10 protein-coding genes are annotated in these 16383 nt (G+C 47.2%); 2 read left to right on the top strand and 8 right to left on the bottom strand.

Features of this window, described 5'->3' with window-relative positions; all coding sequences use genetic code 11:
* Positions 1-67 precede the first annotated feature (67 nt).
* Positions 68-1339 carry a phosphoglycerate kinase gene (pgk, locus tag T495_RS0110505; protein ID WP_033148620.1) on the bottom strand — a complete coding sequence of 424 codons (1272 nt, stop codon included), beginning with the start codon at positions 1337-1339 and terminating at the stop codon, positions 68-70.
* Positions 1340-1488: 149 nt separating this feature from the next.
* Positions 1489-2871, bottom strand: coding sequence for a DNA repair protein RadA (gene radA, locus T495_RS0110500; protein WP_033148619.1), 1383 nt, complete (start codon positions 2869-2871; stop codon positions 1489-1491).
* 75 nt (positions 2872-2946) lie between these two features.
* Here radA and T495_RS0110495 point away from each other — a divergent pair, with 75 nt between their 5' ends.
* Both T495_RS0110495 and T495_RS0110490 read left to right on the top strand, forming a co-directional pair.
* Positions 2947-3864, top strand: coding sequence for an ABC transporter substrate-binding protein (locus tag T495_RS0110495; RefSeq protein WP_033148618.1), 918 nt, complete (start codon positions 2947-2949; stop codon positions 3862-3864).
* 3 nt (positions 3865-3867) lie between these two features.
* Positions 3868-6054, top strand: a complete 2187-nt coding sequence (locus T495_RS0110490; RefSeq protein ID WP_033148617.1) for a tetratricopeptide repeat protein — start codon at positions 3868-3870, stop codon at positions 6052-6054.
* On the opposite strand, the gene T495_RS15270 is transcribed toward T495_RS0110490, so the two are convergent.
* The 6 genes from T495_RS15270 to T495_RS0110460 all read right to left on the bottom strand — a co-directional run bounded on the left by T495_RS15270 (position 6008) and on the right by T495_RS0110460 (position 16297).
* Positions 6008-7153 (bottom strand): acyltransferase family protein, encoded by a 1146-nt coding sequence (locus T495_RS15270; protein WP_051651995.1) that lies wholly within the window; start codon positions 7151-7153, stop codon positions 6008-6010. The genes T495_RS0110490 and T495_RS15270 overlap by 47 nt on opposite strands.
* Positions 7154-7161: 8 nt before the next feature.
* The gene (locus T495_RS0110480) at positions 7162-8397 is read right to left on the bottom strand and encodes a phosphatidylserine/phosphatidylglycerophosphate/cardiolipin synthase family protein (protein WP_033148616.1); all 1236 of its coding nucleotides are present in this window, start codon (positions 8395-8397) and stop codon (positions 7162-7164) included.
* Complete coding sequence (locus tag T495_RS0110475) at positions 8394-12176, bottom strand: two-component regulator propeller domain-containing protein (protein WP_081832094.1); 3783 nt, start codon at positions 12174-12176, stop codon at positions 8394-8396. Before T495_RS0110475 ends, T495_RS0110480 begins: the two co-directional genes overlap by 4 nt.
* Positions 12173-13123, bottom strand: coding sequence for an SIS domain-containing protein (locus T495_RS0110470; RefSeq protein WP_028903135.1), 951 nt, complete (start codon positions 13121-13123; stop codon positions 12173-12175). Before T495_RS0110470 ends, T495_RS0110475 begins: the two co-directional genes overlap by 4 nt.
* Positions 13124-13127: 4 nt before the next feature.
* Positions 13128-13889: a 3-deoxy-8-phosphooctulonate synthase gene (gene kdsA / locus T495_RS0110465; protein WP_255327031.1), complete on the bottom strand. Its 762-nt coding sequence runs from the start codon at positions 13887-13889 to the stop codon at positions 13128-13130.
* Positions 13890-13963: 74 nt separating this feature from the next.
* Positions 13964-16297, bottom strand: a complete 2334-nt coding sequence (locus T495_RS0110460) for a mechanosensitive ion channel domain-containing protein (protein ID WP_081773268.1) — start codon at positions 16295-16297, stop codon at positions 13964-13966.
* Between the last annotated feature and the right edge of the window lie 86 nt (positions 16298-16383).

Below are 16383 nucleotides of genomic sequence, written 5' to 3'. Positions count from 1 at the left end.
AAAAAGCGAAATCTCCTATCAAGCGATAGGAGATTTCTTTTGCATAAACAATAACGAGGGCTCGTTATTACTCGCCCTTGATAGCAGCTACGCCTGGGAGGACCTTACCCTCAATGGCCTCGAGCAGAGCGCCACCACCAGTTGAGATGTAAGATACCTGATCGGCCAGACCGAACTTGTTAACACATGCTACAGAGTCGCCACCACCAATCAGTGAGAACGCACCATTCTTGGTAGCCTCAGCAATAGCGTCGCCGATGGCACGTGAACCAGCGGTGAAAGCGTCGCACTCGAATACGCCGGCAGGACCGTTCCACAGGATGGTCTTAGCACCCTTGATAGCCTCGGCGAATGCCTTCTGGCTCTCTGGACCAGCGTCAACACCCTCGAAACCAGCAGGAACCTTGTTGGCAGGGCAGGTGATGATCTCTGCACCTTCCTTAACGCTCATAGTACCGAAGTCGAGACCGTTAGTAGCTGTGCAGTCAGAACCCAGAACGAGCTCTACGCCGTTCTTCTTAGCCAGCTCCTCAACACCCAGGGCTACATCCAGCTTGTCGAGCTCAACGATTGAATCGCCAATCTCACCGTTGTGAGCCTTAGCGAAGGTGTAGGTCATACCACCGCAGAGGATGAGCTTATCAACCTTACCCAGCAGGTTCTCGATGATACCGATCTTAGAAGATACCTTTGAACCACCCATGATGGCAACGAAAGGACGCTTGATGTTGCTCAGTACATTGTCAACAGCCTGAACCTCCTTCTCCATCAGCAGACCCAGCATCTTGTTGTCAGCGTCGAAGTAATCAGCGATAACAGCAGTAGAAGCGTGCTTACGGTGAGCTGTACCGAAGGCATCCATTACGTAGCAGTCAGCGTAGCTGGCCAGAGTCTTGGCAAACTCCTTCTGACTGGCCTTCATAGCCTTCTTGGCCTCGTCGTACTCAGGAGTACCCTTCTCTACACCTACGGGCTTACCCTCTTCCTCAGGATAGTAACGCAGGTTCTCGAGCAGCAGAGCCTCACCCATCTTCAGAGCCTTAGCAGCATCAGCAGCCTTAGCGCAGTCGGCAGCGAAAGCAACGGGAACACCCAGTGCCTTCTCAACAGCCTCGCGAATCTGACCCAGAGACAGCTTGGGGTTTACCTTACCTTTGGGCTTACCCATGTGGCTCATGATGATAGTAGCACCACCATCATTCAGAATCTTCTTCAGGGTAGGCAGGGCACCGCGGATACGGGTGTCGTCTGTGATCTTACCATTCTCATCGAGGGGTACGTTGAAGTCTACACGTACGATTGCCTTCTTACCGGCAAAGTTGAATTCGTTGATAGTCATAATTCTATAATATTAAAAATGTAATAAACTTCATTTTAAAATGCGACTGCAAAGATACTAAAATTCATTGAACATTGACCATTGGACATTGAATATTTAAATCTTTTTTGCGTATAATTATTGATAATGTAAGGCTGAGTTTACAATTATCAGCCAAACAAAGCACGCAGGGCCTCTTCGACCTTTCTGACGGGGTGCAAACGGATTGAATATTTATTCTTATCGAAGCCCTGAAGGTTGTATTTTGGGATGATCATATCGGTAAATCCTAACTTCTCAGCCTCGGCAATACGCTGCTCGATGCGGTTGATGGGGCGCACCTCGCCACTCAGTCCTACCTCGCCAGCCATACACCACCCCGACTCGATAGGTGTGTCCACATTCGATGAGAGTACGGCGGCAATCACACTCAGGTCCATTGCCAAATCAGTTACACGCAGCCCGCCAGCGATATTCACAAACACATCCTTCTGTGCCAGCTTAAAACCCACGCGCTTTTCGAGTACAGCCAGCAGCATGTTCAGTCGGCGTTGGTCAAAGCCTGTAGCTGAGCGCTGAGGGGTGCCATAGGCGGCTGTTGAAACAAGCGCCTGAGTCTCGACTAAGAACGGCCGGATACCCTCGATGGCCGACGTGATGGCAATGCCCGAAAGGCCCTCGCGATCCTGCGTCAACAAGAGTTCTGAAGGGTTGGACACCTGTCGCAAACCGTTCTGTAGCATCTCGTAGATACCTAATTCGGCCGTAGAGCCAAAGCGGTTCTTGATGCTGCGCAGTATGCGGTACATATAATGCTGGTCGCCTTCGAACTGGATGACCGTATCCACGATATGCTCCAGGATTTTAGGACCGGCCAAGGTGCCCTCTTTGGTGATATGACCAATCAGGATAACAGGCACACCGCTGGTCTTGGCAAAACGGAGTAGGGCAGAGGCACACTCGCGCACCTGGGCGATAGAGCCTGCACTCGACTCCACATCCTCGGTAGAGATGGTTTGTATCGAGTCGATCACGATCATTTCGGGCTGTACCTCCTTGATATGATCAAAGATGGTTTCGAGCGAATTCTCAGTCAGGAGCATGAAATTCTCATTTTCGCCACCCAATCGTTCTGCGCGCATCTTCAATTGGTGGGCACTCTCCTCACCACTCACGTAGAGAATCTTCTTTTCAGGCATGTTCAGCATCGTCTGTAGCGAGAGGGTGGATTTGCCGATACCAGGCTCGCCACCCAGCAACACGATACTGCCAGGAACCAGTCCGCCGCCAAGCACACGGTTCAGCTCGGCATCGTGCATATCGATACGGGGGTCGTCCTTCGAACTGATATCGCGCAGGCGCAACACCTTGTTATGTCGCAAACTATGACCAGCAGTAGCTGCAGCCGTAGTGGCTGCCTGCTGTTTGGTGTCGGCAGCTATCTTGATCTCCTTGAAAGTATTCCACTGTCCGCAAGCGGGACATTTGCCAATCCACTTCGGCGATTCCTGGCCGCAGTTGGAACATACGTATGCTGTTTTGTCTTTTGCCATAATGGCAGCAAAGTTACAAATAATAATTAAAATAAGATGTTATTTTTCAAAAAATAACTATCTTTGCAGGCGATTATGAAGAAATTATTGTTAGGAATCATAGCTCTTCTGGTGTTCGTAGGCTGCGGACAATCGTACGAAGAGACCAAGCGCCTGACTCGTCAGCAGCGTTTGAAACTGTGGCGTGAGGATTCGGCTGCATTCAAGGTGGCCGTGATGCCCACATTGGATTGCCTGCCTGTATTCGTGGCCAAAGAGCGCCAGATGTTTGATACGGCCGTAGATATCCGCCTGAAGCGATTCAATGCCCAGATAGATATTGACACAGCCCTGATCCGAGGCCGTGCCGAGGCTGCTTTCACCGATCTGGTAAGAGCCGAGAAGATGATGAAAGAAGGTACACCCCTGCGTTATATTGCTGCCACCAATGCCTACTGGCTCATGATCAGCCAGCGCCAGCTCCGTATCACCAACTTCAAGCATCTCGATGATAAGATGCTGGCTATGACACGTTACTCGGTTACCGACCTGCTGGGCGATATGGCTGTGGATAGTGCCAAACTGGCTTCAGAACGCGTGTTCCGTATCCAGATTAACGATGTGAACATACGCCTGAAAATGCTGGAGAACAACGAGATGGACGCCATGCTGCTGACAGAACCTCAGGCTTCGCAGGCCTTGCTGAAGAAGCACTATGTGATGCTCGATACGCGCAAGCTGGACATGCAGATGGGGGCACTCGTGTGCCGTACCAAGAATATGGACGATAAGGCACGCCAGCATCAGATGGAGGTGTTTATGAAGGGCTACAAGCAGGCTTGCGACTCAATCAACCACTTTGGCGTGGCCCACTACAAGCAGATACTCAAAAAATACTATAAACTGAACGATCAAGCCATCCAAGCGCTGCCCGATTCGCTGAAATTCACCTATCAGGCAACAAGACAAAAAGACATAGACTGCGCTAAGCGTTGGCTTGATAAAAAGAAGTAGCATATGTTTCAAGACGGCACACTAGACAATGTTTATGATCATCTTGCAGAGAAAAACCTGCAGGGTGCTGTCAACCAAATGGAAGACTATTTGGCTCTGCATCCGCATCAGATAAACTCCGACCGTTTGTATGCCATCAAAGCCGACTATCAGATGATGATCGACTACTGGCGAAAAGGCTTTAAGGACCCACAGCTGCCACAGCTATACCAAAAGCTGCTGCATCGCATGTATGTGCTTTATGCCAATATAATAACCAATGCACGCGTACTGAATTCACCCATACTGTCATCGCTCATGATGAAAGCACGACTGAGTACTCGCGACTGGTCGATTCAGGTCATACGTGAGCAGCTCGAGTCGTTTGTATCTGATGTCGCCATGCTTGGGTTGGAACCGCAGCATACCGTTCAGGAGCACAGAAAGCAGGTTTACCTGCAGCATAACCAGTTGATATGTGAATTCTTCGCCCATATCATGACTGCCGACCTGTGGACAGACGGACAAGGCGAGGCCATGAAGCAGTTGCTCCTATCGCCCACTATTGACTCTGCCGACCAGCAACTCATTATCAGTGCTATGATGCTGGCTACTATGAACTGTTTCGATATCGTGAAATACCGTACAATGGTGCAGGTATATCTGAATGCAACAGATGAGTATGTGCGCCAGCGCGCATTGGTGGGATGGGTATTCTCCATCGATCTTGAATTGGCGAATAAACTCTATCCTGAGGCGAACCAACTGGTTAAGCAGGTACTCACATCGGCCGACAATATGAAAGAGCTGGTAGAATTGCAAAAGCAGCTATTCTACTGCAAGAGTGCTGAGGAAGACCGCGACACTATCCAGAATGAGATTATGCCCGACCTGCTGAAGGGGCAGAACATACAGAATATGCGTGCCGAATTCATGGAGCAGGATGAGGATAGCGTACTGAACGACATCCTGAATCCTGATGCCGAAGAAGAGAAACTGGAGAAGATGGAGGCTGGATTCCACAGGATGATTGATATGCAGAAGCAGGGAAGCGACATCTATTTCGGCGGATTCTCGCAGATGAAGCGATTCTCTTTCTTCAACGAAATAGCCAACTGGTTCGTACCGTATTATATTGACCATCCAGGCATCGCAAAGGCGAAGGATAAATTCGCCGATGTTGAGTTCCTGAAGGTGATTCTGGAGCGTGGCCCTTTCTGTAATAGCGATAAATACTCGTTTATGCTGGCCTTTGATAGTGTACTCAACCAGATACCTGAACATGTGCGTGGCATGCTCGACAAAGGTGAGGCTGCTATCGTGCAGAAACTGGATGCGGCTGAAATGAATACTCCTACCTATATCCGTCGCATCTATCTGCAGGACTTGTACCGATTCTTCCGTCTGCATCCTGCTCGTGGCGAATTCGATGATATCTTTGCCGACGATGCGTGCTACAGTTGCTTGTTCCTGAAGCAGCCTGTATACAAAGATACTGCTATCTGCGATTATTATAAAGATGTGGCTACCTTCCTCGCTAAGCGCAATCGTTACGACGAAGCTGCATTCTTGTTGAAGGGGCTGAAAGATGAGAATAAACGGGACTATGACTATTATATGCTGATGGCTTGTTTGGATGAACGACCAGAGGAAAACTATCAGCGGGCATTAACGCTGAAGCCCAAGGATGAGCGGGCCTTGATGGGGTTGGCCAAGACATTGTTTAAGAATTACAAGTTTGAGAAGGCTCTCGATGCTTATAATCAGCTGTTGGAGTTGAGTCCTGATAAACTGTCGTACCTGATTCACAAAGCCGTATGTCTCACCAATCTGCATCTTTATGCTGAGGCAGAGCAGATACTGTTCAAACTTAATTATGAGGATCCTGACAACCTGAATGTGGCTCGTGTGCTGGCATGGGCGCTCACGGGTAACGGAAAATACGAACCAGCCGGACGATTGTTCGAACAGCTGGTGGATGGAGAGCAACCATCGGCTAACGACTTCGTTAACTATGGCTTCTATCTGTGGCTGACGGGCCAGTTAGACGAGGCTGCCAGCTGTTTCCGCTCCAGCGTGGACTATGCCGAGGATATTGAAGATGAACAGGATTACTTTCACCAGATTATCTTCAACGAGCATTCTTTGCTACATGCGAAAGGTATTACTGACGAGGAGATGCAGATGATGGTCGACATGATTTGCGCTTGAGCTTCCATTGCTCTATCAGCCAGGTGACAAGTAATGGGATACCTACACCAGCAATGGTGTAAGGTATCCAGAACAAATCTTCTTTCGAGTGTTCGTGAATCACCATGTGGCAGCCTATCTGTTGTATGTCCAGACCATAGTACCATATCTTAATCAGACTCACCACCTTATACGAAATAATGTGGAAAATGAAGATGTTGAGCGTGTGGTCGCCAGTATAAATCAGGAACCGCTTCAGCCAGTTCTCCTTCTTGTCGAGCAAGGTGCTGATGTTGTATATCATCAGGAATCCTAACAGGGCTGGGATGGGTAGCGAGAGGAAATGGGTATAGTCTGAACGCCAGTTCATATTGGCTTCGAGATAATGCGAGAATAGATAGACGGTGATGCCAAACAATACGGTTGTCCATACGATGGCATAGTATCTCTTCATGAGTGCTTGATAGCTATCCGCATATTGGCGGAAGATGAATCCACAGCCAAAAAAGAAACAACCCATCATATCGCGATAGCCGCCCTGAACCAAGGTGATAACCCTGATTCCCTCGTAGGTTTTCCAGCCGCAGAGCAACAGCAGAATTACACAGATCATGTAAGGAATATATTGCTTCCAACGGGATGACTTGATGGTGCTATCCAGCACCTTATATATAATAAGGTATAGGATACTGGCAACGAACAATCCACGGAAGAACCAGAATGCGCCGCATAGGAAGGCATCGTAGCCGCCCATTGCCGTGAAGATATTCCAGAAGTTCTGCTGCATCTGATGCCAGCTGTAGGGATGGGTCACGCCGCCCATTTCGTTGCCATAGGTCTCGTTCAGAATGCCAATCTTGAACATCAGGTTGTGAATCAGCAGGAAGAACACACTCCACTTGACAAATGGCAGATAGAGACCCTTTACACGCTTCTTCAGGAAAGTTGCCTCGTTGTGAAGATACTTCAGCGAGAAAAAGTAGCCGGCTGTGATGAAGAACAACGGCATGTGGAACTCGAAGATAAACGACTGGAGTGCTCCTGGAGCCTCTGCATGACCTATCACCATCAGGATAATAGCGATACCTTTACAGATGGATATCACGGTGTTTCTGTTCATCGGCAATCTTACATAAATGGGGTAAACAACTGGGCAAACCAACCACGGAACTTCTGCCAGCCTGTGCGGAATTTGTTCCACTCTTCCGGGGTTAGCAGCACGCTCTTATGAGTGTCGCGAATAAACATATCCTGCAGTTCCTGAGTCACCCGTTTGTTGATAATCAGTGCATTCACCTCGTAATCATATCGCAGACTGCGAGCATCAAGATTGGTACTGCCAACGGTACAGAAGCGTCCATCAACCATCATGATTTTAGAGTGATGGAAGCCTGACTGGTAGAGCCAGATGTTGGCACCTTTCTTCATCAGTTTGTGAACATTATAGTACACGGCATCGGGTGTCAGAGGAATATCGCTCTTGGCCGATACCAGTATATCTACTTTGACACCACGCTTGATGGCACGATGGATAGCTTTTTTGATTGAAGGGGTGAGGGTGAAGTAGGGGTTGATAATCTGGATGGAATCCTGCGCATCGTCCAAGGCATTGATATAGAACTGGCGCATGATCTTGTTGGTCTTGTTGGGTTCGCGATTGGCGATTCCCACTAGCATGTTGCCGTGCTCCTTGCCTTGAAAGTATTTGGCATCCTGCAGTTGCTCCTTGGTCACTTTCTGCCAGATACGGGCAAAGATTTCCTGCAGCTCGTTGACCACAGGACCCTCTATGCGACAATGCATATCGCGCCATTCGCCCACCTGCTCTGTACCCACAATGTAGTAGTCGGCCACGTTCATACCACCCGTGTAGGCTATATGCCCGTCTATCACCACAATCTTGCGGTGGTCGCGAGGCCAGATGTGATTGACCCAGGGAAAACGTACAGGGTCGTACTCGTGGATATCTATACTGTCTGCACGCAGACTCTTGAGGTGGTGCTTCTTTAGTGGCTGATTGTTGGAGTCGTTGCCAAAACCATCAAACAGGGCTCTTACCTCAACACCCTCCTTGCGCTTTTCGCGTAAAATGTCAAATAACAACGAGGCTATCGAGTCGTTGCGGAAGTTGAAGTACTCCAGATGCACACTGCTCTTGGCGTTGCGGATATCCTCAAAAAGCAGGTTGAATTTGTCCTTACCCGACATAATGAGCTTGACATCATTATGCTGGTAGAAGGTTACTCCCACCTCTTTCATCTGACTCACTATCAGCGAGTCACTCGTCTGAGCTTGTCCTATTAGAGAAATCAGCAGGAATAGTATGGTAACTATTCCTGTCTGACAATGCTTTCTTATGATCATTTACGATGTTTCAGTCTATATTCGAGTGGCGTCATGCCGAATTTTTCCTTGAAGATGTTGATGAAGTTCTCGGCAGTCATGAATCCAATGTTGGATGCCAACTCACTCATATTAATATTCGTACGCTTCAACAGAATACAAGCGTGTTTCAGTCGCATGTCTCTCACGAGTTCAGCTGGGGTCTTGTTGGTCAGACTGCGTACACGATGGAAGAATGGTACACGTCCCATACCCATCGCGTTAGCCATCTCTTCCAGACTAATCTGTCCGCGACTCATATTCTGCAGTACATATTGCTCAATATTCTTCAGCAGCTGGCGGTCCATAGCATCAACCATCGAGAAATCGGCACCACCGCCTTCGTCCTCGTCGTCGGCACCCTTGATGCCTTCTGGCAGATTGCTGGTTACCGCCTGGTTGCGTGGATTCTTCACAACAGCAGTGTCGACCTTGTTCATAGGGTCATCGGCACTAACCTCAGTCAAAGCGGTTGGGCTTATCTCGCCTGCATCCATGGTCTCTGTTGCTGTGGTCATACTACTGCTCTGACCTTCGAGCTTACGTGTCTCTGCACCTTCAATCAGGTTGTTGTCCATCTGTACGGCACCCAGACCCAAAACCTTGTTGAATCGCATGGTAGCTTCCTGCATATTGAAAGGCTTAGCCAGATAGTCGTCTGCACTCAGAGTGATATTCTTTGAACGCATATCTTGTGGCGTCAGCACGGTATCTGTCATCAGGATAAACTTCATGTTCTGAGTCACGTAGTTGGTCTTCAACTGGTTACACAGATCACTACCTGTCATGCCGTACATGTCCTGCTTACAAACTACCAGGTCGCATTTCATCTGCTCTAAGTCTTCAGCAGCTTTCTCAATATCGTTATAAACGTGGAAGTTATAGACAAACTTCAGTCGGGCTGCGGCAAACTCCAGGAACTGTTCGTTATCATCAATCATGATGACTGTAAACTTGGTAGTAGGTGAGTCCATTGCAGTACGCGAACGTGTGGTTTCTGATGTCAGAACCTCGCTGGCAATCTCTGGCAGTTCAATCTCTCCCTTGCTGTTGATGGTCAGGCGATCCTGAACATTATTCTTTGCTCTCTCTTCAGGATGTTCCAGATTCATTTGCATATCGGCTACGCGAGTGATAATCTGCAGCATCTGTGAGTGGAGGGCATTCAATTGCTCTTTCTCTTCGAGCGACTTTTCTTTTTCAGAGAGGTTGCCTATGATAGATGTCATGCGAGCCATAGGTTGGCGCAAGTCGTCGCTGGCAGCTTTGATCTCCTCGCGCTGCAAGTGCAACTCTCTGATGACGGCCTCTTTTCTGTGCTTGATGGCTTTCAGTTGATTCAAACCGATACGCCAGAAATAGATAATCACTACCAATACGATGATGTAGGCAGTTATCATCCACCATGATAGCAAGAAATGGCGTTCTACATTAATCTCCAATACGCGCTCCTGATTACTAACTGCACCTTCAGCATTGATGGCTTTGACGTGCAGGATGTAATTGCCGGCTTTCAGATTGTTGAATGTCACACCATGAGTCAAAGCATCGCCATTACGCCAATCCTCGTCGCGACCTTCCATCCAGTACATGAACTGCAGGCGCTCACTCTGATTGTAGTTACCTGCGGCAAATTTAATGGTGAAGGTGTTCTGACTATGACTGAGCTCGATACGGCTGGTCTCGTTTAGAGCCTGCGATAGAATCACTTTGCCGTGATACTCATGGCCGGTTATCACTTCTTCTTCACCAATAAACATCTGTGTCAACATGACGCGAGGAAGTTCTTCTTTCTCGGCGCCATCTCTGTGCAGTACCCAGTTTACACCATACAGACCACCCAGTAGAACCTCGCCGTCCTGCTTGGTTAGGATTGAGCCAGTATTAAATTCGTTGCTCTGCAAGCCGTCGGCAGTGCTGTAGTTATACAGTCCATAGTTGTTACTGCTTTCTTCGTGATTACGCTGGATCACAATTCGACTTACCCCTCGGCTGGTAGTTACCCATATACAGTGGTTCTTGTCTTCGGCTATACCACAGATGTTATTATTACAGAGCCCTTGTTTTTCTGTCAGATAGTCCAGCTCGTCGGTCTCCAGATTCAAAATGTTCAGACCTTCGCGTGTTCCTACCCAGATAAGTCCGCGAGAGTCCTGGAAAATCTGTGTGATATAGTTGTTCGTGAAACTCTTAACATTGGTACTATTACCTGTATATACCTTCTTTTCTGTTGTCGATAGGTTCAAGATAATCAGACCTTCGCTGGTACCAATCAACAGGTTGTTGGCATTGGCATCTTTCTTGTAGAACAAGCATGTAATGCTATTGGTGCTCAGCTTTCCGTTCTCGCGTGTGTATGACGAGAATGAATTCATTCTTGGGTTGTAAACCTGAAGTCCGCCGTTGGTGGCTATCCATAGGTTACCGATTTTGTCTGTAGTCAGTGCGTTAATGTGGTCGTCAATAATGGTGCGAACACTATCTCTCGCTACAGAATAGATGGTTGATACACCATCCTTGATGCGGGTCAGTCCATTGCGCTTAGAGCCAATCCATATACTACCATCAGGTGTGTTGCCCATGCATGATACCTTCAGGCTGGCCAGCTGGCCGTTAAACCCAATCACACCTTTGTCGCTCGTACCATACCAAATGGATCCGTCGGAATGCTGAGCCATAGCTGTCACATCGCCCAAAAGATTAGACCCGAATCGGTAGATGTATTTGCCGGTATAGGCCACGCCCGATTTCTCGGTTCCAACCCAAAGAAGACCAGTGTCGTCCATATAGACACTCTGTATGCTGACATTATCAGAAATCAGCTGTTTCTCATTGATGTTTCGTGGCTGGACTGACTGTATTTCGTGAGTGTTTGGATCCATTCTGAGCAGTCCTAACTGGTCGCTACCAATCCAGATGCTGCCATTATTTCCTGCCATACCGTTGATGTTACGATCAACGCCCAAACCTGTAACGTCCAGTCTTTCGCTGATGGTGTAGTCCCAAGTGCCTTTTTTCTTGTCCCACATAACCAGAGTGCCCTGTCCGTATAGCCAGACGTTACCATTACTATCGGCATAGGCACGCAAAGATTTGGTTTTGTGGTTCTTCAGTGTTGCTGGACCCTCTGCTACCCAAATGGTGTTTTGTTGGTGCATCACGTCGCTGCAGGCTATCTTTCCATCGTCGTAGACTATCAGGGCGCCATCGTTGCATTCGCTGATTGAGCAGACTACGCCTTGTGGAACGCCTTTGGAGTCGTCAGTATATCCGAATTCGTATAACAGTTGTTGCTGCTGATTATAGCATACTACTCCCTTATTTGGGATGGCTCCCCACAGATTTTTATGCTTGTCGACATATACCACTGATGGGATAGTTTCGATACCCATACGTGCGAAAGCTTGTTTCATGTCGCGCTCAAAGCTCTCCGTTTGTGGATGATAGATACAATAACCTTGGGCCGTTTCTATCAGCAGATTGCCATCAAGTGTCTCTTGAATGGAGTTGATATAGCTATCGCTCAACGAACTACCGTTCTGCGAGTCGCTCTGGAAGTTGCGGAAAGTGTAGCCGTCGAATCGGTACAATCCTGCGGGCGTACCAAACCACATATAGCCACGCGAGTCTTTTAGTATGCAGTTTACCTGGCTGGATGTCAGGCCGTCTCGTGCTTCCAGCGTCTTAAACAGATAGTCGGCCACCACTCCTAATGGAATAAGTAGCAACAAAACGATCAGTATTTTCTTTATAGCTCTCATATCATACAAGAATAATGGTCAACTACGCCCAACAGATGATCCTCACCGTCGGTTACCAGTACTGAATGTACTTTAAATTTATTCATGATTCGTTGAATCTCTGTAATTTTCGTCTCAGGTTTTACCATCTTAGGTGTACGTGTCATGATATCACTGACAGTGCGGTCGAAGAATTCTGCCTGCCATTTCTCCATGGCACGGCGGATGTCACCATCGGTAATAAGCCCTGTAATCTTATCGTCAACCATGGCTATACCCAGCCCCAACTTACCCTTGCTGACCAGAATGATGGCTTCGCCAAGATGCATTTCCGGTGGGAGTATAGGCATATCTTCTGTACGCATAACATCCTGAGCGGTGGTCAGCAGTCGTTTACCTAATTCGCCCCCCGGATGGAACTGGGCAAAATCGCGTGGCTGGAAGTTGCGTTTCTCCATCAGTGCAATGGCCAGAGCATCACCTACAGTAAGTTGGGCGGTGGTGCTGCTGGTTGGAGCCAAATTCAGGGGACATGCCTCTTTCTCTACTTGCACATTGAGGTGGTAGGTTGAGTATTTTGCCAATAGTGATTTGGGGTTGCCGCTCATCCCGATGATGGGAATTTGCATGTGCAATACCATGGGGATGAAGCGCAGCAGTTCATCGGTTTGTCCTGAGTTTGATATAGCCAATACAACGTCGTCCTGCGTCATGACTCCCAAGTCGCCATGAAATACGTCAAGCGGATTGGTAAAGAACGAAGGAGTGCCAGTACTTGATAGGGTGGCTGCAATCTTGGCACCAATGTGGCCGCTTTTGCCCACTCCAGTAACAATTACCTTTCCTTTGCAGTGCAGTATTAAATCTACTGCCTTGTCAAAGTTCTCGTCAAGTTGCGGAATCAGTCCTAATACTGCTTCTGCCTCGTCCTTAATACATTGTATAGCTATTTCTCTTGTAGTTTTCATTATATTATGCTAATAGTTTCTTCACAAGCTCCTCCAGCTTATCGAGTTCCAACATGTTTGCTGCGTCACTCAATCCGTGATCTGGGTCGGGATGCACTTCAAAGAAGTAGCCTGTAGCGCCGAATGCTTTGGCTGCCAAAGCCATCTGTGGGACAAATCGGCGGTCGCCCCCCGTTTTACCATTGCTGCCACCAGGGCGCTGCACACTGTGGGTACAATCCATAATGACGGTTGGCACAATCTCCAGCATATCAGGGATGTTGCGGAAATCAACAACCAAATTGTTGTACCCCATCATGTTGCCGCGTTCTGTCAGCCATACTTCCTTGGCGCCGGCATCTTTAGCTTTCTGAACAGGATAAATCATATCCTTGCCCGAGAGAAATTGGGCCTTCTTGATGTTTACAATGCGCCCTGTTTTTGCGGCGGCTATTATCAGATCTGTCTGTCTGCACAAGAATGCTGGTATCTGGATGATGTCGCACACCTCACCGACAGGCTCTGCCTGACAACTCTCGTGTATGTCTGTCAGTATGCGAAGACCGTATTTTGATTTTATATCAGACAGCATCTGTAGTCCGCGGTCAATGCCTGGTCCACGGAACGAGGTGATGGAAGTACGGTTGGCCTTGTCGAATGAAGCTTTGAAGATGATATTAATTCCCAGTTGCTTGTTAATCTCAACCAACTTCTTGGCCACTGTGTCGAGAAGTTCTGCCGACTCAATGACGCATGGCCCTGCTATGATGTTTGTCATGTTGCTCATATTAATGCTGCAAAAATACGTATTTTATTCAAATCCGCCAAATTATTTGCTTAAATTCTTTATTTTTTCAATGTTTATTGATTCACTATGTGAATATCCCTCTGCGGGAATGGAATGTTGATATTGTTCTGGTTCAACGTATCGTAGATACATTTCAGAACCTCGCTGATGACATACGAACGCTTAGGTGCTTCAGCCCAAACAAACATCTTGAAGTTAATGCTGGAATCGGCCATCTCTGCTACTACGCACTTTGCACGTTTCTCTTGGTCAATAAACTCATTATGCATGTCGTTGACAGCGTCTTCTACCATGGTGGTAACTTCTTTGAGATTTGAACCGTATGCAACGCCAAAGGGAACCACAGCCAAAACATAGCCGTGGTTGCGCGTTAGGTTCTTGTAGTTCTTTGCAAAGAGCTGAGCGTTCTGAAATGTGATAACTTCACCTTGCATGGATTCAATTACCGTTGATGTGTAGCTAATAGAAACAACCTTACCCATGGTGCCGTCAACATCAATCCAATCGCCAACTTTTATACGCCCAGCCATGAGTGAGGCGCCGTAATAGATATTCTCAATGATGTCCTTAGAGGCAAAACCGATACCGGTTGACAGACCTCCTGAGATAGCCAGAAGCCAAGCTAAGCTGATGTTGAGTAGTGACAATGAAAACATGAGCCACATACCCCAAACCAGAACCTGAATCACGTTGCGCCCCATAACCTCGCGGCTGGCTGCAGTTGATGGATCGCTTATTTCATAGTGTATTCTGAGGAAAGCTAATATTGTCTTGGATATATAGCGGAATAAGAACCACATAGTAATGACCATAGTAAGTTTTGCCATGGAAAGTTTCAGGTTCTCCAGATCTATTACGTTGTATACGAATATCTTCATACACATATCGGTCAGATTGAACACCTTGGCTGCCCAATATATACTCAGCAGGACAGAATGTACCCCCATGACGGGTATGATGACTTTTTCTACAAGATAATATGCCCATGTCTTGGTGATGGGCTTCTGAGTCAGGCGCTTCCGCTTGGCATAGATTTCCAGATATCGGCTGATACAGTTGATGGTTAGGATGCAAGTTAACTGCATGATCCACCAGATTATGAGTTGTACGGCAAATAATGTGTAACCAATAAGCGAGCAGATTACTGATGTGACGAAAACAATCAGTGAAACGTAGGTGTAGAAAATATCACTACGGGGAATGTTCTGATTATGACGACGAATCACACCCCACTGCCAGAAGGCACTCAGAAATAAGATTGGTGGTAATGCTAAATTGACTAATTCGTTTGGTATCAGAATGATACGACAACCGATAACGATGAATCCTACGGCTATTAATGGGGCATAGATGCGGAAGGCACTCTTAATCTGTTCACCTTTTACGCGGAGTAGTAGTGATATGAGAATGACACCTAGCAGCCATGCGTATTCAACTAGCAGATTGGACGCCATAATCAGGAAGTTCTGACTTGTGGTGCTGATGACTAATCCTTGAATAATTGCAAAAGTAACGGTTGTCGTGGCCAGGATGATACACGTTCGTTTCTTTAGGAATTCTTCAGTTTTTAATCTGTTGGGGAGGATAAACTTGAAGAAAAGGAGATTGAGTATAATGGCTACGACTACATAAAATATAATTCCAAGGAACATGCCGAAAATCCATTGTGGACTCCATTGTGAATTAACATTGGATTGGAAGCTGTATTTCTTCTGCAGGTTGTCCGATAGTTGTTGCCAGCGACGGCTCATATTTTTCAGTAGAGTGGGGTAACTGTCTCCACCATTGATAAAAATGCTTTGTTGGATGTCATTATAGCGTTTCTGTGCGTAGTCGTTCAATTCGCTTAAACGATTCTCTGCTTTGGTGTAAAGGTATATGTTGCGGCGTAGTGTACTTGCGTTTTCTTCCAGCTTTCCACGAATGCTCTGAGCCAACAGTAAGCATGAGTCGCGGTTTTGTGCACCATATTTCGTCATGATGCGTTCAGGGATGCCTTGCAAGTGGTTTATCAAACTGTCATATCTAACGATTTCGTTTTCTGTTTTTGATAGAAAACTAGTAAATGGTAGCTGTTGACGATGAAAGTCGCGATACTGCTGCGTGGCTTCATGGCAGGCGTAGGTCAGGTCAAACACGTTGTCTTGTTGCTGTGAATAAAGCATTAATGCATTTTGGTCGGCTCGCTTCATAGTTGACATCAGTTGCAGGATCAGGCGCTTAGTTCGGTCTTTGCGTGCAGACGATCTACGATCCAACTCGTTATTGTACTGCTTTAACTCTGTGCGTAATATGCCCAGCGTTTGTTCCAAATCCTTTTCTTTAAGTACAGCTCCAGCCTCTATGATGCTTAGGGCGAAAATGCATAATAACAGTAATCGTTTCATATTCAATGCAATGTTCGTTTTACATTTTGCAAAATTACATTTTTTTTCTCGTTTTTCTGCATTTTCTCCTTTTTTTTTGCTACTTT

This window comes from Prevotella sp. P6B1 (assembly GCF_000702825.1).
In the GTDB taxonomy this organism is placed as follows: domain Bacteria; phylum Bacteroidota; class Bacteroidia; order Bacteroidales; family Bacteroidaceae; genus Prevotella.
The sequence above is the reverse complement of the archived record's forward strand: the minus strand, read 5'-3'. Positions and strand labels throughout refer to the sequence as shown.